Source organism: Pseudoalteromonas sp. Xi13, assembly GCF_003952205.1.
GTDB classification, from domain to species: domain Bacteria; phylum Pseudomonadota; class Gammaproteobacteria; order Enterobacterales; family Alteromonadaceae; genus Pseudoalteromonas; species Pseudoalteromonas atlantica.
The window spans coordinates 569863-591428 of sequence record NZ_CP034439.1; the positions used below are offsets into that span (position 1 = coordinate 569863).

General features: G+C 41.7%; 16 protein-coding genes. 6 read left to right on the top strand and 10 right to left on the bottom strand.

What is annotated here, in order from left to right:
- Positions 1 to 48 precede the first annotated feature (48 nt).
- The 6 genes from EJ103_RS02520 to lptD all read right to left on the bottom strand — a co-directional run bounded on the left by EJ103_RS02520 (position 49) and on the right by lptD (position 6690).
- A complete protein-coding gene (locus EJ103_RS02520; protein WP_054983554.1) occupies positions 49 to 867 on the bottom strand; it encodes a symmetrical bis(5'-nucleosyl)-tetraphosphatase in 819 nt (272 codons plus the stop codon).
- Between the two features lie 11 nt (positions 868 to 878).
- Positions 879 to 1268, bottom strand: a complete 390-nt coding sequence (gene apaG / locus EJ103_RS02525; protein WP_004585855.1) for a Co2+/Mg2+ efflux protein ApaG — start codon at positions 1266 to 1268, stop codon at positions 879 to 881.
- A complete protein-coding gene (gene rsmA, locus EJ103_RS02530; RefSeq protein WP_004585856.1) occupies positions 1252 to 2058 on the bottom strand; it encodes a 16S rRNA (adenine(1518)-N(6)/adenine(1519)-N(6))-dimethyltransferase RsmA in 807 nt (268 codons plus the stop codon). The genes apaG and rsmA overlap by 17 nt, the downstream gene beginning before the upstream one ends.
- Positions 2055 to 3047: a 4-hydroxythreonine-4-phosphate dehydrogenase PdxA gene (gene pdxA, locus EJ103_RS02535; RefSeq protein WP_024031517.1), complete on the bottom strand. Its 993-nt coding sequence runs from the start codon at positions 3045 to 3047 to the stop codon at positions 2055 to 2057. Before pdxA ends, rsmA begins: the two co-directional genes overlap by 4 nt.
- 2 nt (positions 3048 to 3049) lie before the next feature.
- Entirely contained in the window at positions 3050 to 4345 is a 1296-nt protein-coding gene (gene surA, locus EJ103_RS02540; protein ID WP_126005894.1) for a peptidylprolyl isomerase SurA, read from the bottom strand.
- Between the two features lie 92 nt (positions 4346 to 4437).
- Positions 4438 to 6690, bottom strand: a complete 2253-nt coding sequence (gene lptD, locus EJ103_RS02545) for an LPS assembly protein LptD (protein ID WP_055254919.1) — start codon at positions 6688 to 6690, stop codon at positions 4438 to 4440.
- A gap of 101 nt (positions 6691 to 6791) precedes the next feature.
- Between lptD and EJ103_RS02550 the strand changes: the two genes are divergently transcribed.
- Genes EJ103_RS02550 through djlA form a run of 3 tightly spaced genes read left to right on the top strand, consistent with a single transcriptional unit; the run spans position 6792 to position 9330 of the window.
- Positions 6792 to 7793, top strand: a complete 1002-nt coding sequence (locus EJ103_RS02550) for a phosphotransferase (RefSeq protein ID WP_126005896.1) — start codon at positions 6792 to 6794, stop codon at positions 7791 to 7793.
- Complete coding sequence (gene murU / locus EJ103_RS02555; protein WP_004585861.1) at positions 7790 to 8452, top strand: N-acetylmuramate alpha-1-phosphate uridylyltransferase MurU; 663 nt, start codon at positions 7790 to 7792, stop codon at positions 8450 to 8452. The genes EJ103_RS02550 and murU overlap by 4 nt, the downstream gene beginning before the upstream one ends.
- Before the next feature lie 17 nt (positions 8453 to 8469).
- Positions 8470 to 9330: a co-chaperone DjlA gene (gene djlA / locus EJ103_RS02560; RefSeq protein WP_029773301.1), complete on the top strand. Its 861-nt coding sequence runs from the start codon at positions 8470 to 8472 to the stop codon at positions 9328 to 9330.
- Here the strand turns inward: djlA and EJ103_RS02565 are convergent.
- The 3 genes from EJ103_RS02565 to rapA form a co-directional block, all read right to left on the bottom strand.
- Positions 9313 to 10269 carry a DUF3530 family protein gene (locus EJ103_RS02565; protein WP_126005898.1) on the bottom strand — a complete coding sequence of 319 codons (957 nt, stop codon included), beginning with the start codon at positions 10267 to 10269 and terminating at the stop codon, positions 9313 to 9315. The two genes, djlA and EJ103_RS02565, sit on opposite strands and share 18 nt — an antisense overlap.
- A gap of 81 nt (positions 10270 to 10350) precedes the next feature.
- On the bottom strand, positions 10351 to 11004 hold the full coding sequence (gene rluA / locus EJ103_RS02570) for a bifunctional tRNA pseudouridine(32) synthase/23S rRNA pseudouridine(746) synthase RluA (RefSeq protein ID WP_024031523.1): 654 nt from the start codon (positions 11002 to 11004) through the stop codon (positions 10351 to 10353).
- Positions 11005 to 11538: 534 nt separating this feature from the next.
- On the bottom strand, positions 11539 to 14433 hold the full coding sequence (gene rapA, locus EJ103_RS02580) for an RNA polymerase-associated protein RapA (RefSeq protein ID WP_126005900.1): 2895 nt from the start codon (positions 14431 to 14433) through the stop codon (positions 11539 to 11541).
- A gap of 306 nt (positions 14434 to 14739) precedes the next feature.
- Here rapA and EJ103_RS02585 point away from each other — a divergent pair, with 306 nt between their 5' ends.
- From EJ103_RS02585 to EJ103_RS02595, 3 genes are all read left to right on the top strand, one after another.
- On the top strand, positions 14740 to 16137 hold the full coding sequence (locus tag EJ103_RS02585; RefSeq protein WP_004585867.1) for a PhoH family protein: 1398 nt from the start codon (positions 14740 to 14742) through the stop codon (positions 16135 to 16137).
- A gap of 66 nt (positions 16138 to 16203) precedes the next feature.
- The gene (locus EJ103_RS02590; protein ID WP_126005902.1) at positions 16204 to 19995 is read left to right on the top strand and encodes an ATP-binding protein; all 3792 of its coding nucleotides are present in this window, start codon (positions 16204 to 16206) and stop codon (positions 19993 to 19995) included.
- Positions 19979 to 20884 carry a diguanylate cyclase gene (locus tag EJ103_RS02595; RefSeq protein WP_024031527.1) on the top strand — a complete coding sequence of 302 codons (906 nt, stop codon included), beginning with the start codon at positions 19979 to 19981 and terminating at the stop codon, positions 20882 to 20884. Before EJ103_RS02590 ends, EJ103_RS02595 begins: the two co-directional genes overlap by 17 nt.
- Before the next feature lie 92 nt (positions 20885 to 20976).
- Here the strand turns inward: EJ103_RS02595 and EJ103_RS02600 are convergent, their stop codons facing one another.
- A complete protein-coding gene (locus EJ103_RS02600) occupies positions 20977 to 21357 on the bottom strand; it encodes a DUF3192 domain-containing protein (RefSeq protein WP_004585870.1) in 381 nt (126 codons plus the stop codon).
- Positions 21358 to 21566 lie beyond the last annotated feature (209 nt).

The window sequence follows — 21566 nt, forward strand, 5'->3', positions numbered from 1 at the left end:
TTAATATCTATTAATTTAAATTTAACATATGTGCTGGGGTTTTACAGTTTATTTAGATAAAAGCGTCGGCTTTTCTACTATTTTTTGCTTAGTTTGCAAATCCATCATCGTTAAAGCACCGCCCCATACGCATCCGGTATCGAGCGCATGTATGTGATTGAGCTGAGTAACCCCTTCAAGAGCGGCCCAATGGCCAAATATAAGGTTGTTTTCTAATGCTTTTATATTAGGGTGAGTAAACCAGGCTGTTAACGTTTTATTATCGTTAATTGCGCCTTTCGCACTAAGCTCTAACGTGTTGTTGCTAGTTAAAAAGCGCATGCGGGTAAAGTAGTTAACAATGTATCTAAACTTATCAAATTCGTTTAAATCGTCATGCCATATAGCGGGGTGGGGCTGATACATTTTTTCAAAAAAGTGCTTAGCATTTGCCGATTGATAACAACGCTGAGCAAACTGTGCGTGTTTAAGTGCGCTTTCTATAGACCAATTAGGGTTAAGCCCTGCATGCGATATAAAGCTACGGTGCTGTGCTAAATAAATAGCAAGCGGCTGAGTTTGCAAATAGGCGATATAGTGAGGAAGCTTTTTACTATCAAAAATAGCACCGAGTTTATCTTTGGGGTTTATTGGCTTATTAAGATAGTGACAGGCAACCATGTGTAAATCATGATTGCCTAAAGTAACAGTCATGCTGTCTTGATGGCGATAAATATAATCTAGGCAGGCCAGAGAGTCCGGCCCACGTGCGACGATATCGCCCACTAAATAAAGGTGATCTTTGCTTGGGTTAAAGTCAACCCGTTTGAGCAAGCGGCTAAACTCTTTAAAGCAGCCTTGTAAATCACCAATTGCGTAATCAGCCATGGCGCTTTTTACTAATGTAAAATGTTAGGGCACGCTAAACGAAATACGCTTATAGGTGCTTCAAACTCAGAGCCAAACTCATTGCGCAGTGTGTAGTGTCCCTGCATGGTGCCAACAGGGGTGTCTAATATTGCGCCACTGGTGTATTTGTAAGTTTCGCCTGGGCCTATAACGGGGGTTTCGCCCACAACGCCTTCGCCCTCTACTTCAACTTCTTTACCATTGGCATCGGTGATCAACCAATAACGGCTTAAAAGTGTAGCGCTGCAAAGACTGTGGTTTTTAATTGTCACTGAGTAGGCAAAAACGTACTTTTCTAGCTCAGGCTGAGATTGCCCTTCAACATAAAAAGTCTCTACAGAGACTTTTACAGGAGAGCCAATATTACTGCTTGTTGTCATAAATCCAATTAGCTATATCAATAAATTGTTGTAACGTTAGGCTTTCAGCACGCAAAGTAATATCAATACCAATGCTAGTAAGCTCATCTGCGGTGAGTAAGTTGCCTAAGCTGTTACGCAATGTTTTACGGCGTTGATTAAAGGCTTCTAAACACACGGTGTTTAAAATTTTCACGCTTTTAGCGGTACGTTGCTCGGCTTTTTTAGGGATCAGACGAATAACCGCAGAGTCTACTTTAGGTGCTGGTTTAAAACACTCTGGCGGTACTTCAACCACGGGCATTGCGTGGCAGTAGTATTGCGTCATCACACTTAAACGGCCAAAGGTTTTGCTGCCTGGGCCTGCAACCATACGTTTTACTACTTCTTTTTGCAGCATAAAGTGCATGTGCTCAATATGATCAGCAAACTCAAAAAGATGGAACAGTAATGGCGTAGAAATATTGTAAGGCAGGTTACCAAACACTTTTAATTTTTTGTCATCGCGTACAAGGCTTGCAAAGTCAAACTTCATTGCATCGCCTTGGTTTACGTTTAATTTAGGACCTAAAAAAGGGTGCTCAATTAAACGCTGAGCTAAGTCTTTATCTAGCTCAACAACAGTAAGTTGGCCGCTTAAATCGGCAACAGGCTCGGTAATTGCGCCTAAACCAGGGCCAATCTCTACTAGGTTGTCTTGTGGTTTAGGATCGATTGCAGTCACTATTTTATCAATGATAGATTCATCAAATAAAAAGTTTTGCCCAAAACGTTTACGGGCGCGGTGTCCTAAATGTACTTTATCGGTCATTGATTCTGTGCTTTTTCATGGGCGAGCTTAATTGCTTCGCGGATCGCTAATTCAAAACTGCCAACTTCAGCGTCACCGGTGCCTGCTAAATCAAGCGCAGTACCGTGATCAACCGAAGTGCGGATAAATGGTAAACCTAAGGTTATATTTACCGAGTTACCAAATCCCTTGTATTTTAGCACAGGTAAACCCTGATCGTGATACATAGCAAGCACGGCATCGGCTTGAGAGAGGTATTTATCCTGAAATAGGGTATCGGCAGGAAGCGGACCAATTAAATTCATGCCTTGGCTGTTTAAGAGCTCAAGCGTAGGTGAAATTGTTTCTATTTCTTCAGTGCCTAAATGACCGTCTTCGCCGGCATGGGGGTTTAATCCACACACTAAAATTTTCGGTTGCTCAATACCAAACTTAGTTTGTAAGTCGTGGTTTAAAATACTAATAACTTTAGTTAAGCGCTCTTGTGTAATTGCACGTGATACATAAGCCAGTGGTATATGCGTTGTTACTAGGGCAACACGCAAGCCTTCAGTTGCTAGCATCATTACTACATCAGAGGTGCCCGATTGCTGAGCAAAGTACTCCGTGTGGCCACTAAAGGAAATACCGGCTTTATTAATAATCCCTTTGTGAACAGGGCCTGTGACAACGGCATCAAAGGTACCGTCCATATTTTTTTCGCTGGCAATACGTAAGGTATCAAGCACGTATTGGCCGTTTAAGTCGTCTAGTTCACCTAGCTTAACGTCAGTGCCTAAATCTACTTGGTGAATATAAATGCTACCTGCAGGCGCTATAGCTGCAGGGGCATTTTCATCAAAATCAATTAGCTCAATATTAAGGCCCAAGTGTTGAGCGCGTTCTTTTAATAACTGTTTGTCGGCGATAGCGACCAGTTGAGCTTGCCATGGTTGCTGCGCTAATTGCAGCAGCAAGTCAGGTCCAATCCCCGCGGGTTCACCCGGGGTAATTGCAATTCGTAATGTCATAATTACTCGTCTATAGGGAAAATTTCAACATGGGCTTGTTCGCGCATTTCTTGCTGCCAGTTAAAACTTTCTTCTTTAAATTTACGATTAAACAACATGCCGTGCGCACGGTTACGTTTAGCTAGCTCGGTTTTATCTGCTACACGTTTATCTAAAAGTTGTACTATGTGCCAACCAAATTGTGTTCTAAATGGTTCACTAATTTGATTTTTATCAAGTGATAACAAAGTATCTTTAAACGCCGGTACATACGTTGTAGGGTCAGTCCAATCATACTCACCGCCTTTAAGGGCTGAGCCTGGATCTTCTGAGTATTCTTTAGCAAGCTCAGCAAAGTCTGCTTTTCCTGCGCGTAAATCTTTGGCAAATCCTGCTAGCATGCTACGTGCTTTTTCTTCACTTAAAATAATTGAAGGTTTAATAAGAATATGGCGTGAGCGTACTTCTGTGGTTTCTACTAATTGGCGACCACGTACATCTTGCACCTTAATTATATGAAAGCCAGCACCCGAGCGAAGCGGGCCAACAATAGCATCTTTCTTTTGACCTTTTACAGCTTCGGCAAATAACGAAGGCATTTCGTTGATACCCATATAACCGAGTTGTCCGCCTTCAAGCGCTTTTGAACCACCTGATGATGAAATAGCGATGCGTTTAAACTCTTGGCCATCGTTTAATAGCTCAATAACTTTGTCAGCACGGGTTTTAGCACTGGTGATTTCATCTGCTGTTGCATCGTTAGGAATATCTATAAGGATGTGGCCAATATCATACTCTTCAGAGTTTTGACCTTGGCTTTCCATTATTTTTAACAGGTTATCTACCTCTTGTTGGCTAATATAGATTCGACGATCTACATTGGCACGGGTAACTTGTTGGGTGGTGATCTCTTTACGAATTTCTTCGCGGTAGGCTTGAAAGCTCTCGCCAGCGGCTTCAATGGTACGACGAAGATCGGCAATGCTGCCGCCTTGATCTTTTGCCATATTCGCGAGTGTTTGGTCTAACTGGCTGTCTGAAATTTCAAGGCCCATACGTTCAGCCATTTGCATCATAAGCGTTTGGTTAACTAAACGCTCAACGGCTTGTACGCGAAGCGTTTCGTCTTTAGGAAGTTGTTGGCCTTGCTCTGCGGCTTGCTTTTTAACACGATTAATTATGGTGTCTACTTCACTTTTTAAAATTACGCCTTGGTTTACAACACCAATTACTTTGTCGATTTCCTGTGGGGCGGCAAATGCGCCATGGCATAAGCTTAAGCTTAAAATAGCTGTTGATAATAGTTTTTTTAAATTCATATTCTTTTTACTACTCTTCTAATAGTACTGCTTTAAAACAGGGCGTACTGCATTTTAGGGCTTTAAAGTATCACCTTAATTGCTCGTTTGCCTTAATTATTAAGAAAATACGGTCTACGGTAGCCAAAAATACCTTGTTGTAATAATTTTTGTGCATCGTAACGGCTCTTACTGCCAAGTCCTTTTAATACAAAGTTTAAACTAATACCTGAATCAAAAGTGGCTTGTTGCTGCCCGATAGACTGATTTAAATCGGTTTCAATCTGACGGTGACCAGTAATTTGGATTGCCCAACAGCATGACTCATACTGTAATCCGCTTAAAAATTCGATGCTTCGATTATTTTCAAGGTCCCGGTGGTAGCTTGCAATAAATTGCCACTGATCACTAATAGGGATACTTGTAAATACACCCGTTTGCTCGATTGTATTTCCTGAGACATCATTTGCATAGCGATGGTTCAATTGAACTAGCTCATTATTGTCACCTTTGTAATCGAGGGTGACATTTGACTGGATCATTTGCTTACCATCCGTGTCGTATTGCATACCCGCTGAGAGGTACCAACGGCGGTGCCAATGTAGCATTGTTTGCGCTGCAAAAAGGGCGTTGTAGTTTGTCTCTGAGTCTAAATCTTGCTCGGTAGGTTTAGCCGAGTCGTTTAGGTAAAAAATTTGACCCGCGCTAAAGTTAAACACTTCTTCGTGTTTATTATCAAATAAGCGTGTTGTTGCACCTAACGTAAATTGGTTAGCTGCGGCTATACGGTCTACACCCGAAAAGCGCGTATCTCTAAATAGGCCAAAAAAGTCATCCTGTAGGCGAGTGGTGTCAAACAGGCCTATCTCAGATTGATCCTTATTAGGGGTATATAAATACTGTATTTGTGGCTCAAGAGTTTGAATGCCATCTTCAAAAAAGGTCGAGGTGTCACGTTCAAAGTTAAGCTGCGAGTACAAACGTACTTTTGGCAAGGTACGCGAAACGCTATCGCTATATTGAGTGCCCGTTAAATTACCACTTTGTTTGTAGTTAGTTTGTAATAAGCTCACTTCTGAGAGAAACGACCACGCATGTGTTGCGTAGTTAAAGCGCGCTTTTGGCTCTACGTGTACACGGGTAGCACTGTCTATGGCTATTTCTGAAGAGTCGTTGGTAAAGTGGCTTACTTCACCCGACAAACTAAAGTCAAAGTTATCAAAACGCCATGGTGCGGTTTGTGTAAAGCTAATTTGTGGAACCGCGGCATACGACTCTAAGTGATCGCCCAGTACTTCAAAGTTTTGAAATTTAATATCGGTACGCCATGTGTCACCAAGGTGAGTCACAGAGCCGGTACGATAAAGTTGGGTATCGGTTTTATTTGCGTAATTAGAGCTTAAATCGGTGATGTAGTTGTCATCACTGACGTTAGTTACATCAATATTGGCGCGCCAGTCTTCACTTAAATAGCTTTGTTGCTGCCAATGAAACATATAGCGCTCATCAAGGCTTGGCTCCGAATCATCGCTATCTAAATACTCAATACCGACTAAGCCTTCATGTTGCTCCGTGAGGTATCTAAACTCAGTTTGCAATTGTAAGCCTTTGCGCGACATATAACGTGGTGTAATAGTGGCGTCAAAATTAGGCGCAATATTCCAATAATAAGGCGTAACAGTTTCAAGGCCGTAACGGTCGGAGCTTGAAATGCTTGGTGTTAATAAGCCCGACTTGCGTCGCTCATCCAGTGGAAACGTGAAATAAGGTAAATATAAAACGGGGGTATCAAGAATACGTAAAACGGCATTATAGGTTTCGCCCCAGCCTTCTTCACGAGAGAGGTTAATTTCGTCGGCTTCTATTTCCCACACGGGTGTATCGCTTGGGCAAGTAGTAAAGCTTGCATTCATTAACAATAAGCCAGACTCGTTGACAGTGAGTTTTTCGGCGCCACCTTTACCTTGTTGCGCTGTTAAGCTGTAATCGGCACCTAGTAGGCTTATTTCTGAATTATTTAAATCGGCATTTAAACCTGAGCTGTTTACTTGGCTTACACGGTCTTGATAAGTAATAGGGCCTGTTGCATTAAGTAAACCGCGCTGTTTATCTATAAGCGCAGTTTGTGCGGACAAACTCATATCAAGGGTGTTAATATCAACATTGCCGGTAAATTCAGCGCTTTGTGTGCCTAGGAGCTCTACATCGTCAGCTTGTATATCAACCGATCCTACCGCTAAGTTTGGTAGAGGTTGCCAAGCTCTGGTTTGCATTGAAATGCCACATAAATTGTGTGCCAGTTCAGTTTCGGCAAGCGATGGTGCGCTAATTACGCCTAGCATCAATATGCCCCAGGTTTTGCTCATTTATCGACCTTAATGCTCTTTGGTTTATTATAAGCTAGACATAATAAAGGAAAACAATGGCAAATACAGTAATTGACCTATAAAAATAGACATCTTATATAATGACACGCTTTGATAATTTACAACTATTTATAAATACGCACTTTGATGCTAAACCACACTCTTTAGTAGCCATTACTGGGGATGCCAGCTTTCGCCGTTATTACCGTTTAAGCTGTGCCGGAAAAGCGTTTATTGTGATGGACTCCGACCCACAAAAAGTAAATAACGCTCCGTATATCTCTCTTAATAAAGTATTCACCGACAACGGCTTTTTATTGCCTGAAATAATTGCAAGCGATGAAGAACAGGGCTTTTTTGTGTTAAGTGACTTAGGAAATACACACTTAGCCGATAAGCTCGATGAGCCAAATAGAGATGAATATTACAAGCAATTAATCCGTTTAGCGGCAAGCTGGGCCAAAACACCTGAATCAGCAGCTATGCAAAATTATAATAAAAAATTTATTCATCTTGAGCTGAATATTTTTAGCCAATGGCTGGTTACTGATTTTATTGGCTTAACATTAAATACTGAGCAACAAACGCTTTGGCAACAAAGCTGTGAGCTGTTAACGAACGCTATGCTAGCGCAGCCTACGGTCACGGTTCATCGTGATTATCACAGCCGTAATATTATGTATAGCAATGAGCAGTGGGCAATTATAGATTACCAAGATGCCGTGCGCGGGCCGCTGTGTTATGACTTAGTGTCGCTGCTACGCGATTGCTACTTTAAGTTGCCACAAGCACAGCTTAATCAGCTGCTTGAGTACGGGTATGAAGAATTTACAGCGCAAAAATTAATAACAGATATTTCTTTTGAGCAGTTTAAACAGTGGTTTGATTTAACGGGTATTCAGCGCCATTTAAAGGCAGCGGGAATATTTTGCCGGCTCTATTTACGCGATGGTAAAACCGGCTACCTTGATAATATTTTACCGACGTTGGATTACATTGTTGATGTTGCTAAAACCTATCCAGAGCTTGCAGCGTTAAGTGAGTGGGTAAGTAGCATTGTAATACCGCAGGCAACACTAAAATTAGCTAAGGAGCGCACATGAAAGCCATGATTTTAGCTGCCGGGCGCGGCCAGCGAATGATGCCGCTTACACAAGCTATGCCTAAACCTATGCTAAAAGTGGCGGGGAAACCGCTGATTGAGCACCATATTAATAACCTTAAAGCCGCTGGCATTACTAACATTGTTATAAACCTAGCTTGGCAAGGGGATAAAATAAAAAGCTATTTTAAAAATGGTGCTGAGTTTGGTGTGCGCATTGAATATAGCCAAGAGGCTGAGGGCGGCCTTGAAACCGCTGGCGGAATTATTCAGGCGCTGCCATTACTAGGTGAGCAATTTATTGTAATTAATGGCGATGTATTCACAGATTACGATGTAAGTGCGCTTACACAGTTGCACCTGCAAGACGGCGAGGCTCACATAGTGTTAGTAGAAAACCCACCTCATAACGAAAAAGGGGATTTTGCGTTAAGTCACTTATCGGCTGAGAGTCAAAAGTATACATTTTCGGGAATTAGCCGTTACCACGCTAATTTTTTTAAAGGTTTAGAGCCTGGCATACGCCCGCTTGGGCCAATATTGCGAGAAAAGCTCGCCCAACAGGTTATCTCAACTGAGCTTTATATTGGTCAGTGGGACGATATCGGCACACCACAGCGACTCGCGCAGCTCAACGAGCGCATACAAAACACACTTTAATAGAGGCAGTTAATTAGATGTGGGGAAAAATACTCGGTTTTTGTTTTGGCTTTATGTTTGGCAAAATTTTTGGTGCCATTTTAGGTTTATACCTCGGCCATTTATTTGATAAAAGCTTAAAAAACGATTTTGATAAAGCCGGCGGCTTTTCAGGTTTGTTTAAAGGTGATGATGTAAACGAGCGCCAAGCGTTGTTTTTTTCGAGCTGCTTTGCGGTTATGGGGCATATTGCAAAGTCGAACGGTCGCGTAAGCGAGGTGCATATAAAAGCGGCAAGTATGTTTATGGATGAAATGGGGCTAAAGGGCGATGAGCGCCGCGAAGCTCAGCATGCATTTCAATCAGGTAAAGACAGCGACTTTTCGATTAAAGAAACAGTACACGACTTTAAAGAGCGCTTTGCAAAACGTTACGACTTACTGCAACTGTTTTTAGAAATTCAAATTCAAATGGCGTTTTCTGATGGCGTGCTCGCAGAGCAAGAAAAACAGCTGTTACAAGAGGTAAGTAAGCAATTAGGTATTTCTAAAACTCATTTTGCTTTTATTCTTAAGCGTTACCAAGCTGAATTTAGTTTTAGACAGCAGCAACAACAGTATAGACAACAGCAGCAAGGTCAAAGTAGCAGTTACCGTGAAGGCTCTGGTCATCATGTGCCCCCTAATAACAGCATGAACCGCTCACAGGCCTTGGCTTTATTAGGGTTAAGTAGTGACGCGACGCAACGAGATATTAAAGTAGCGTATCGTAAATTAATGGCGCAGCATCACCCTGATAAATTAGTATCTCAAGGGCTGCCTAAACACATGATGGAAGTAGCAGTTAAAAAAAGCCAAGATATTCAAGCGGCTTACGAGTATTTAAAAAAGGCGGCGTAAAAAACCGTCTATCACTTTAGTTAACCGTGCATGCTGCTCTGGCGCATCGCGCAGGCCAAAGAGTTGGCGCTGGCGGTAATCAAATTTAGCATTTCGATTTACCCAGCGCTGGCGGTTTTTAAGGCTCATAAGTATATCGGTATTGTCATTTGCATAGTAAATATCAAGCAAGGCGGGGGTCACCAGCGATGTGGTTTGCGCTAAACCTTTATTGCGCTGTGTATTAGGTAAATAACTACTTAAGCTTATAAACGCATCTATTCGCGAGTCTGGAAAATCTGCATAGTATTCTAGGAGTACCCCCGCACTGGTACCTTGTGCTATGACGACAATATTATTTGGCTCACTCATTGCGTTTTGATAGAGCGCCTCATAACGCATTATTAAATTAGTTTTATAATGACTTAGTACCTCGTTACTCACCAAATCAATGGCATTAACAAAGTGTGGCTCTTGAGCCGTTGTAACAGCACCGTCGCTGTTACTTTGCGCCGTTTTTGTTGGCTCTTCATTTTGCGCTTGCGTACTTGATTGCGTGCTTGATTGGGTATCTGCTTGTGAAGCCATGTTACTTGCTTGCCAATCTATATCGGGTACTGTCATGGCGTAGGTTGTGTAACCTAAATTAGTAAGCTCTTTTCGCAGGTAACTCATGCTAGCATTGCTGGTGGGGGTGGAATTCCAATCAGGGATGAGTAATACAATACCTCTAAAATCTCGGCTCATGTATTCGCTATACAAACTTAAAAATTCTGTATCACCAGCAAGTATGGGTTTAACTTCATCATTGGGTAGTAGACGTTTTATATCGCTATTTTCGATACTTGATAAAGAAGGTGGGGCTATATGCTCTGCAGCACTGGCATATGCGCTTAAGCATAACGCAGAGCAACAACATACACTTTGTAGCGTTTTTTTGATTAGCTGCGCAAATATCATAGTAAGCCCAAAACGTGAGTAATAACTAAGTATCGGCGCGCTAAGGTAAAAGTTTAGTACTAACTTTGTGGGCTTTACCTATTAAAAGTCGGGCTCTACCTCAAAGGTCAGTACTTGCTCGGTCACGGGGTGTTTTAGTTGCAACATTTGCGCATGTAGTTGTAAACGTGGCGCCGCGGCAAGGGCCTCTTTATGGGCATAAAGTCTATCGCCCAATATTGGGTGGCCAAGGCTTAGCATGTGCACGCGTAATTGGTGCGAGCGACCCGTAATTGGCGTGAGCTCTACACGTGTTGCGCCCGCTTCTCGTGCAAGTATTTTAAAGTGGGTTAGCGAGGGCTTACCGTTTTCATAATCAACCATTTGCTTAGGGCGATTAGGCCAATCACAGATAAGTGGCAAATCAACCGATCCGGTATCTTGCTCAAGTTGGCCGTAAACACGTGCAATATAGCGTTTTGCAGTTTCACGTTCTTGAAACTGCATACTTAAATGCCTATGAGCTGCCTTATTCATAGCAAGGCAAAGTATTCCCGAGGTTGCCATATCTAGGCGGTGCACTATTTTAGCTGTAGGAAAAACACGGTTAACGCGATTAATTAAGCTATCGGCATGTTTTGGATCTTTACCCGGGACGGTTAAAAGTTCGCTGGGTTTATTAACGATGAGCAAGTCGTCATCTTGGTGCAGTATTGTTAAATACGGACTCATTGGGGGATTGTAATTAACTAACACGGCCGACCTCAGTAATTTTTCAGGGCGCTATTTTAGGGGAGCGAGAGCAAAGGCTCAAGGAAAAGATAAAAGTTTAATTGCGTATTTTTCATGCTGGTGTGAAATTGCACCAGCTTAAAGTTGTAGGAACACATTATGGCAAGGCAAAGTATTTCATTTACTGAACAGAATGATTTATGGCTTCGTAATCACGTTGAAAACGTGGGGGGATTACACAAATAAAAGTGAATTGGTGAATGATTTAATTCGCCGTGCAAGAAGAGCAGAAGCAATAAATGGTAAGCTTGCTAACTCAGAAAAAAGCGGTTTTAGTGATCAATCGGCGTGCCGTTTGTGGCTCAGACAGCATTTATTACAGAGTTACAGAAATAGGTATTGAAATAATGGCTTTATTAGGTGGCCAAGATACTGATGAGGAATTGTAGAGGTGAATGTAAAAAGCACGGCCTGTAAACCGTGCTTTTTGAAGTGTAGTTTAGTTATATCTTGATCTAACTAACGGCTGATAGCTATAAACTAAACGCTCAAAAACCTTTAGTGTGAAACTACGATTAAGCGTATCGCATCAAGTTTTAACTGGGCTTTTTCGATATGCGTTGCCAGCTCGCTGCGCTGCTTATCGAAGAAGGTAATTTCTTCTTGGCGAATATTTGGGTTAATTTGCTTAAGCGCTTCAAGGCGAGCTTGTTCTTCACCTAAGGTGCTTTGCATTTTTTCAAGTGACGCACTGCGAATAACCTCAAGCTGTTGCTGAGCCATCTCTTTTGCGGTGTTGATCATTGGGTGAACCGCACCTTGTAAAGCGCCTGCTAATTTACTTGCAGTTTGACGACCAACGGCTGAAAGCTGTTGGTTAAAGCTATCAAATGCCACGTTTTCGCCGAGGTTATTACTGGCTTTATCAAGTAATATGCGAATAGGCGTTGGCGGTAAAAAGCGACCTACTTGCAGGGCTTTTGGTGCCATAGCTTCGGCTACAAATATTAGCTCAACAAAAAAGGTACCTGGTGGTAATTTTTTGTTTTTAAGCAAAGCTACAGAAGCACTACCAAAGTCATCATCACAAATCATGTCCATCGTGCCTTGCACCATAGGATGATCCCAGCTAATAAAATGTACGTCTTCTTGAGAAAGGGCGGTATCGCGGTCAAATGTAACCGTCATGCCATCTTCTTTTAAGCTAGGGAACGATGCACTTAGCATATGCTCTGTTGGCTTTAAAATAATGGTGTTTTCGCCTTTGTCTTCTTGGCTTACTCCAAACGTGTCGAATACGTTGATCATGTAACTTGGTAACTCAAATTGGTTATCAAGTGCTTCAATTTCTTCAACCAATGAATCGGCAGCGCCTTGGCCAGATGAATGCAGCTCTAATAAACGGTCACGGCCACTTTCCATTTGTTTGCGTAGCACGGCATTTTGCTTGGCTACTTGCTCAAGTAGAGGGTCGAGCTCTTCTTCATCACAATTATGGGCAGCAATGTAATCAAGTAGGTCTTCACTAAATTCTTTATACAATAGCTGGCCAGTGGTTGATGTGCTTTCAAATGCATCAAGGCCTTCGTTGTACCAGCGCAGTAATACTTCTTGCGCTGTATTTTCAAAATACGGCACATGAATATTAACATCTTTTGTTTGCCCAATACGGTCTAATCGGCCGATACGTTGTTCAAGTAAGTCAGGGTTTAGTGGTAAATCAAATAACACTAAGTGATGCGAGAACTGGAAGTTACGTCCTTCTGAGCCAATCTCTGAACACAACAGTATTTGTGCATTGTCGTATTCATCGGCAAAAAAGGCTGCTGCGCGGTCGCGCTCTATAATCGACATGCCCTCGTGGAACACAGATGCTTTTATTGCTTCACGCTCACGCAAAATTTGCTCAAGGCTAATAGCGGTTTCGGCTTTGGCACAAATAAGCAGTACTTTTTCGTGCTTTAGGGTTTTAAGTGTTTCGATTAACCAATCTACACGTGGATCAAATGCGCCCCAGCTGGCACTTTCACCTTCAAACTCTTGAAAGATTTTTTCTGGAAACAGAGCGCGTTGTGCGCTTAGCTCTGCACTTTGTATACCGCTCATGCTGCCAAGTACTGACATTGCTGTTTTATATTGCTTTGGCAGTGCCATTGGGTAAGCATGTAATTTACGGCTAGGGTAGCCATCAATTCCGCTGCGACTGTTTCTAAACAAAATACGACCTGTACCGTGGCGATCAAGCAGCATGTTAAGTATTTCTTTACGGGCAGGTAAATCACCTTGCTGAGCTTTTTCAAGCACATCAGTAATATCGGTTTCTTTTAATAACTCAATGAGTGTGGCTTTGGCTGTATCATCAAGGGCTTGTGCTTGCAGTAGCTGATTTGCCGCTTCGGCAACGTCTTTGTAATTAGCTTCTTCTTCTTTGAATACGTCGTAGTCGTAAAATCTATCTGGGTCGAGCAATTGTAAGCGGGCAAAGTGGCTACGGTGACCAAGTTGATCAGGCGTTGCTGTTAATAGAATAAGGCCCGGAATATCTTGGCTAAGCTCAGCCATGCGTTGATATTCGGTGCTCGGCTTACCATTGTTAATGCTTAGGTGGTGCGCTTCATCAACAACTAATAAATCCCAATCAGCAAGTGTTGCTTGTTCAAACCAGCGTTTTTTCTTGGTTAAAAACTCAAGGCTGGTAAGCACTAGCTGCTCGGTATCAAATACGTTTGGCGAGTCTGCAAAGGCTTCGTCGCAGCGCTCTTCATCAAAAATAGAAAAACGTAAATTAAAGCGTCGTAGCATTTCTACTAACCATTGGTGCTGCAGGTTTTCTGGCACCACAATAAGTACACGGCTAGCACGGCCACTAATGATTTGTTGATGTAATATCATGCCGGCTTCAATGGTTTTACCAAGGCCTACTTCATCTGAGAGCAGTACCCGTGGGGCAAAACGTTTACCTACTTCTTGTGCAATATAAAGCTGATGCGGAATAAGGTTAGCGCGCTGGCCAATTAAGCCTTTAATAGGCGATTGCTGGCGCTCAAATTGGTGTTGCCATGTTTGGTAACGTAAGGTGTAGCGATCAAAGCGATCTACTTGGCCTGCAAATAAACGATCTTGCGGTTTATTAAACTTAATAAAATGATCTAAAAAGGTTTCTTTTAGCTTTGCTTCTTCGCCGGTATCAACGCGAGTACCTACGTAGCAAAGTAGTTCACCTTGCACTTCAATAGACTCTACTTCTAATTCCCATTCTTCAACGCTTTTGATCACATCGCCTGGATTAAATGCCACACGGGTAACCGGTGCTTCTGCACTAGAATAAACACGGTTTTCACCACTGGCAGGAAATAAAATGCTGACCTGGCGGCCTTCAATGGCAACTACGGTGCCTAATCCTAAATCTGACTCTGTATCACTGATCCAACGCTGACCTAAGGAAAAATTCATGTATGTCTCGTCTATGAAGAAAAAGGCGGCTATGTTACCTGTTACATAACACCACTGCAAGGCGCTATTTGACTCACTTTTAATTAATTTTATAAGTGCGAATTAATCCCATTAACAGTGCTAACAAATGGCTCTTTTTTAGGTAAATAAAAACTATATCGTGTTTGTAATAAAACGGACTTTTATGACAAATAGACTAAACTTAGATTATGCCTTAGCAATTAAGTATTGCAGGTTTGAATTTAGGCCCGTTTTACTTAGTTATTTTGGTATAGCATAAAAATCATAAAACGTAAGGAAAGTGCTATGGAAAAAGCTTCGAACCTTGAAAGTAAAATGTATGTGCTAGACACCAATGTATTACTCCACGAACCCCTCGCTTATTTGTCTTTCCAAGAACATAACGTTGTCATTCCCATGACTGTTTTAGAAGAGCTTGACCACATTAAAGATAGAAAACACGACGTAAGCCGTGATGCACGAGTGGCTATTCGCGGCTTAGATGAGGTACTAAAAGACGCAACTCCAGAGCAAATGTTGCAGGGTGTTGCATTGCCTAGCAATAAAAAGGCAAATGCCAATTCAACCGGTACGCTCATTATTGTTAATGACCATCTTTTTGCAGATTCTATTTCTGGTTTACCGGGGGATGAAAACGACCACCGCATTATTAACTGCGCCGTGTATTTACAAAAACAGCACAGCGATTCAAAAATTGTATTAGTGACAAAAGATATAAACATGCGCCTTAAAGCAAAAGGTGCAGGCCTTAAATATGTTGAAGATTACCGTACCGACCAATTAATCGATGATATTGCTTTATTAACTAGCGGCTATAAAAAAATAGAGGGCGATTTTTGGCAGCACGTAGGGCAATGCGAAACACAGCAGCACGGCCGTGATACGTTTCATTATGTGGCTAAAAACTTAATTCCAGATGTGTTTTGCAATGAGTACATACTTGATGGCAGCGAGCACTTTGCTGCGCGGGTCAAATCTTACGATAACGAGCGTATTAAATTAAAAGATATTAGTGTTGAGCGTTTAATGCACCAGCAAGCGTGGGGCGTAAAACCTAAAAATATTTACCAAGGTATGGCTCTCGACGCTTTGCTTGACCCTAGTATTGAGCTGGTTATTTTAACCGGCCCAGCTGGGTGCGGTAAAACATTACTGGCACTGGCCAGCGCGCTTGAAATGGTGATTGAGCGCGGTATTTACGACAAGGTCATTGTAACGCGTAATACTCCCGAAATAGCCGAGTCTATCGGTTTTTTACCCGGTACCGAAGAAGAAAAAATGGCGCCGTGGCTAGCTGCAATTACCGACACCTTAGAGGTACTACACAAAGGAGACGAGAACCCAATTTCGAGTCGCAATTACATAATGGAAAAAGCCAATGTACAGTTTAAGTCGGTGAACTTTATGCGTGGGCGTAGTATTCAAAATGCAGTGGTAATTTTGGATGAGAGCCAAAACTTAACGGCATCTCAGCTTAAAACTATTATTACCCGTTGTGGCGAGGGAACAAAACTAATTTGTAGCGGTAATTTAGCGCAAATAGATAGTAACTACTTAACCCCCGTTACTTCCGGTCTTACTTATATTGTTGAGCGTTTTAAAGACTTTGAAGGCAGTGCAACAGTTAATTTAAACGGGGTAGTGCGCAGCCGTTTAGCCTCCTTTGCAGAAGAAAATTTATAACTTGCGCAGAACAATTTGGCTCGATAGTCTAGTGGCTGACTATCGGGCCAAAACTTAGGCAAAACGTTGAAATTTTTACCTCTAAAAGACTATTACCGCTCTTTATTTGTAGCATTATTTGTTCCCTTATTTGTGGCATTTTTACTGTGTTTGCACTTGTATAATATAAAAGTTGAGCGCGCCATAGAAAAACGTCAAGCCGATTTTGAACAAGTGTCGGCTCAAGTTAGCCATATAATGAGCTCGGTAAACGACTTTTTTGACAATGCCTTTATATCGTATCAGCAGCCTAGTGTTGAGCAGTTCAATCGCAACTTACTAGAAGGTATTAATCAATACGACAATTACTACTACCGCCACTTTAGCGAGCGCCAAGGCGAAATAGTCGGTAAAGGGCAGTTTGCTTTTTCTAACCGTGCGTTGATCCAATGGCAGCAAGCTACAACCCTAAGTCCAACGTTTAATACCGCGTTATCGCTTATGCAATCGTTGTCGGCTGTTGCCTATGTTGATGATTTGGGGTTTGCCTATGTGGTAAGGCGTAATAAAAGCCAAAGCACTATGCTTAATAAAATTTTAAATGGTAATTTTAAGCCCACATTTATACCTGGCCAGCTTACCTCAAGCGCCATTGTTAAAATACGCGATAGCGCTTATTTTGCTATTGGCCGTAAAAAACAACCTAATTCGTCAGACTACATCATTTTAATATACGATTTAGAGGCCATGTCTAGCTGGCTTAAAAAGGTGGCACCAAGCGAAGGCGAATATGTGTTTATGAACCAGTCGCATCAAGTGATAGCCAGCTCTGTTAAGCGGTTAAATGAAGCAACAGCCTTAAAAGATTATTGGCCTGAATTAGCCCATGACAATGAAAAAATAAACTTAGTTAATAACACAAATGCGCAGTTTTTTATGCAAGCAATGGGGAACCTGCCCATTCATGCCGCCTTTTATGAGCCGCAAATAAAAGTGATCACGCCAATTAGGTATGAAGTTCTTTTGGAGTTTGCGTTTCTAACGTTATTTTTAAGCTCAATGTTTGCGGTATTTTTTTGGTTAAGCCAACGTATTTTTGTTAGACCTATGACTCATTTAATGCAATATTTTGAACAAAATGATGCCCCTAAAGCTGCGCTTTCTAATTACCCCATCCCTTTAAATTGGCAGCCTTGGTTTTCTCGCGTTAAATATGTATTTGATAAAAATGCACAGTTAGTTGAGTCGCTCCAAGAGGCTAATAAAGAACTCGATGAGCAGTTACAGCTGCAATCTCAAAAGCTAAAACGCAGCTACGAAGCAAAAGAGCGACACCTAGCGCTATTAAATACCATGCTAAATAGTGTGCCTGATCTTATTTACTTTAAAAATATTGATGGCTCTTTTTTAGGTTGTAATAAAGCATTTGAAGCCTATGTAGGCAAAGAGCAAGCCATCCTAGTCGGTAAGCGTATTGAAGATTTAGACAGCGACGATTTGCAGTTAAGCCTACTAGAAAAGCAAGTTTTACAAACCAAAAGTAGCATTGAGCAACGTATAGATAGCACAGACAAATCGTATCAATTAACGATTGCCCCATTTTATAACGAGCACCAGCACTTATTAGGCACTATGGGAATTGGGCGAGACATTACTGAGCAGCAGCAAACTCTATCGGCGTTAAAAGCGTCAGAATCTAAATTTAGAAGTGCAATAGAGTTTGCAGCAAACAGTGTGGTGTTACTTTCGCTTGAGCACACCATATTGCAAGTTAACAAAGCGGCTCGCAAGTTATTTTCACAGCAAGATATTTTAACTGGTGAGCCACTAAAAATGCTGTTTGATGAGGCGCAGTGGCAAGAAATAAAAAATGCGCTTTGCCACTTATTAGATGATAAAAAACGGGTTTATCACCTAACGCTCTCACAAGGAAAACTAACAAGTTGGCTGCAGCTGAGTGTGTCGCTGGTGTGGGATGAAAACCGTGATCCCTCTTATTATGTTATTCATATTCAAGATGTAAGTGCGCTGACTAAAGCTAAGCATGACGCAGAACGCGCAACAATAGCTAAAAGCCGCTTTATTGCTAATCTAAGCCATGAGATCCGCACCCCTCTTAACGCTGTGTTAGGGCTGTTAGATATGATAGTAGAGCAAGGCTTAAAAAATAAGCAGCTGCAACAAACTAAGCAGGCTAAAAACGCAGCTCAAAGCTTATTGCTGATGCTAAACAGAATGCTCGATTTTGCCCGAGTAGAAAGTGCGCAAGCGCAAATTAAACCGGTGCCTTTTTGCTTAGTTGAACTGATTGATATTTGCGAGAGCTTAACAGCGCCATTGTGCCAAAACAAAGGGTTAAGCTTTAATATTGAAATAGATCCACTCATTAACCCCGCGCTGGTGGGAGATTCAATACGTTTGCAACAAATATTAGGTAACTTACTTACCAATGCCGTTAAGTTTACTAATAAAGGCAGTATTACTTTAAAAATGGTGCTTGAAGAAAATGACGTTTTAGATCAGCAACGTATTTGTTTTCACGTAATAGACAGTGGTGTAGGTATTGCTAAAGCTGACCAACGACGACTGTTTGATGCTTTTACTCAAGGCGATGAATCTTCTACGCGTATTCACCAAGGGGTCGGGCTTGGACTTGCTATAGTTAAACATGGTGTAGCCTTAATGGGCGGCGAAATTGCAATTAATAGTGACAAAGGCCGTGGATGTGAGTTTTTCTTTACTCTAGCGCTTGCGATAGATACGGCTAAAAATAGTGTATTTATACCTAATACATTAGCCATTGTCAGCGATGACACTGTACAGCTAAACGAAGTGGTTAATGCCTACTCACAAGTGGTAGCTATTGATTTAGAAGAGGCGCTTCGCTACCCAATAAAGCTTGCTGATGCACAGCAACTGATTATTGATGAAACCACATTGAACGATTTATTAAAGGTTGAATCTATACACGAAACGCTCAGTGGCAACTCATACCCTGTGGTTGTGGTGAATCACGAACACACTTTAGCATTGCCTTGTACTACGCAAATTAACGCACAACATGTTAAAGCTACGGCGTTAGCTCAGCGCTTGATTAGCTTAAATGCTAATGCGGGGGCGGAGCCACCTAAAGCCGCTGAAAATAATGAAGAAGTAAAAAAAGATATATCGGGTCTACTTATTATGGCGGTTGATGATAACCCGCTTAATTTAGACATTATTAGCAGTGTGCTAAAACAGGCCCATATAAATGTAATAACGGTTACCAATGCGCCAGATGCAATAGAGCTGCTACAAATATTAAAACCAGATTTAATTTTGATGGACGTGCAAATGCCGCATATCGATGGTTGCCAAGCAACGCAATTGATTCGCCAACAGTTTGACGCGCGCCAGCTGCCTATTTTTGCTTTAACAGCACATTGTGAACCTGCAGATGTTGAGCGCTCACTTAGTAGCGGCATGAATAAGCATTTGACTAAACCTGTGGTTGCAGCTGTGCTGTTAGATGCAATTAGAGACGTAGACTTTATAAAACCTAAGTTTTATGACCAAAGCTTTGCGCTCACCCAGTTTAATTTTGATGAAAATTTATTGGCAACCATGGTCGGAAAGTTTGCGAAGTTGTGTGAAACGCAGTTAGAACAAATTGAAGAAAACACCCAGCGAGATGAAGTGGTACGCTTAGTGCATAGCATTAAAGGCGTGGCGGGTAACTTAGGTTTTATTAGGCTTTCATTGTGTGCAAAACAATGTGAAACGCACCTTAAAACCACTAACGAGCCGCTTCAGCACACTTTAAAAGAGCTAATCATTCAGCTAAAGCAAGTGATTATATTTATTGAAACCTTAGGGGGACGGGATGTCGAAAAAAGCTAAAATACTGATTGTGGATGATGATCCCCTTAACCGGCTGGTGCTTGAAAAAACACTGGGCACGGAGCATGACGTATTTTTAGTCGAAAGCGGCGAAAAAGCGCTCACCTTTATTAAATCTAATCAGGTCGATTTAATTATTTTAGATGTGGTGATGCCAGGCATTGATGGTTATGAAGTGCTTGTACAGCTTAAAGAAAACCCTATTACTCAGTCTATTCCTATTGTGTTTATATCGGCTAATAATAGCCACACCGATGAAGCAAAAGGCCTTGAATTAGGTGCAATGGATTACATCACTAAACCCTTTAATGCGTCTATAGTCAAAGTGCGGGTACGCAACCAATTACTGATCAAGCAAAAAAATGATTTGCTAGAAATGCTTGCCTCAATAGACGGTTTAACGGAAATACCCAACAGGCGTTATTTAGATGAAAACCTGTCTCGTGAATGGCGCAGAAGTAAACGCAATGGCTCGTGCTTGTCTGTTTTATTAATGGATATAGATCACTTTAAGCGTTACAACGATTGCTATGGCCACCGAGCGGGAGATGAGTGTTTAAAGCAGGTTGCCCAGGCGTTAGCAGCGCAATGCGAGCGAAGTACTGACTTTATTGCCCGCTACGGGGGGGAAGAGTTTGCTGCGGTATTACCCGATGTTAATAAACAACAGGCATTAGCATTTGCCCAAAAGTTAAGAAAAGCGGTAAACAGCCTCAATATAGAGCACAAAGCTTCGTTAAATGCAGATCACATAACAATCAGTATTGGCATTGCTAGTATGGAAAACGGCAATGCAAGTGCCGAACAAGCCTTACTTGAACAAGCTGACCTAGGGCTATATGCCGCAAAAGATGCAGGGCGCGATCAGGTGGTTGCGCTTAACTTATAATGTGGTTGTGTTTATATTAAAACGTTATTTAAATCGGCCCCACACGTTAATCTTATTACTTAGCGGGGCGACTTTACGCTACTAACGCGTTGTTATTTTGTGATCATGCCCAACGCGCTTTCACCAATACCTACCAATTTATCATTTTTAAATACCAATGGCGTGCATTCATCTTTTGTTGTTTTGCCATCAGAGTGAATGCTGTTAGTCACGTAAAACAGTACCTGATACACATCATCGTCTTTTTTCAATAGCTCGGTAAAGTTTGGCGTTTTTAATTGCGCTAAAACAGATTGATAGCTGCTATCCATTGTTAAATCCGCAATCGCTTCGCGGTTTTTTTTATGCTGATGTTGCCAGCTTGATGAGTCGTTACCTGCCCAGTGCGTTTCTGCTTCGCCATCTGATACGGCAATAACACAGCCTGTTAAAAACGGAGCAATAAGTGCAGCAGCTAAAAGTGATTTTTTCATTGTTATAGTCCTTGATGAGTTTTAATTTAATTATTTACTTATCAGGAGCAAGTAATAGGCCAATATAACAAAGTTATAAAATTCATAGGGTTAAATTATGGTGGCTGTTTTTAAGTGATTAATTATAAAAATCATTAGCAAAAACAGCCACTTTTTAGGTTTTTTAACGATTGAGCTAGCCTGCGTTTATTTAGCCTAGCGAAAACACG

What these genes read in the sequence shown, in the direction of transcription:
- EJ103_RS02550 (WP_126005896.1), top strand. Translation starts at nt 6,792, where the DNA reads ATGACACGCTTTGATAATTTACAACTATTTATAAATACGCACTTTGAT.
- rapA (WP_126005900.1), bottom strand. Translation starts at nt 14,433, where the DNA reads ATGAATTTTTCCTTAGGTCAGCGTTGGATCAGTGATACAGAGTCAGAT.
- djlA (WP_029773301.1), top strand. Translation starts at nt 8,470, where the DNA reads ATGTGGGGAAAAATACTCGGTTTTTGTTTTGGCTTTATGTTTGGCAAA.
- surA (WP_126005894.1), bottom strand. Translation starts at nt 4,345, where the DNA reads ATGAATTTAAAAAAACTATTATCAACAGCTATTTTAAGCTTAAGCTTA.
- apaG (WP_004585855.1), bottom strand. Translation starts at nt 1,268, where the DNA reads ATGACAACAAGCAGTAATATTGGCTCTCCTGTAAAAGTCTCTGTAGAG.
- EJ103_RS02585 (WP_004585867.1), top strand. Translation starts at nt 14,740, where the DNA reads ATGGAAAAAGCTTCGAACCTTGAAAGTAAAATGTATGTGCTAGACACC.
- EJ103_RS02565 (WP_126005898.1), bottom strand. Translation starts at nt 10,269, where the DNA reads ATGATATTTGCGCAGCTAATCAAAAAAACGCTACAAAGTGTATGTTGT.
- lptD (WP_055254919.1), bottom strand. Translation starts at nt 6,690, where the DNA reads ATGAGCAAAACCTGGGGCATATTGATGCTAGGCGTAATTAGCGCACCA.
- EJ103_RS02520 (WP_054983554.1), bottom strand. Translation starts at nt 867, where the DNA reads ATGGCTGATTACGCAATTGGTGATTTACAAGGCTGCTTTAAAGAGTTT.
- pdxA (WP_024031517.1), bottom strand. Translation starts at nt 3,047, where the DNA reads ATGACATTACGAATTGCAATTACCCCGGGTGAACCCGCGGGGATTGGA.
- murU (WP_004585861.1), top strand. Translation starts at nt 7,790, where the DNA reads ATGAAAGCCATGATTTTAGCTGCCGGGCGCGGCCAGCGAATGATGCCG.
- EJ103_RS02595 (WP_024031527.1), top strand. Translation starts at nt 19,979, where the DNA reads ATGTCGAAAAAAGCTAAAATACTGATTGTGGATGATGATCCCCTTAAC.
- EJ103_RS02600 (WP_004585870.1), bottom strand. Translation starts at nt 21,357, where the DNA reads ATGAAAAAATCACTTTTAGCTGCTGCACTTATTGCTCCGTTTTTAACA.
- rsmA (WP_004585856.1), bottom strand. Translation starts at nt 2,058, where the DNA reads ATGACCGATAAAGTACATTTAGGACACCGCGCCCGTAAACGTTTTGGG.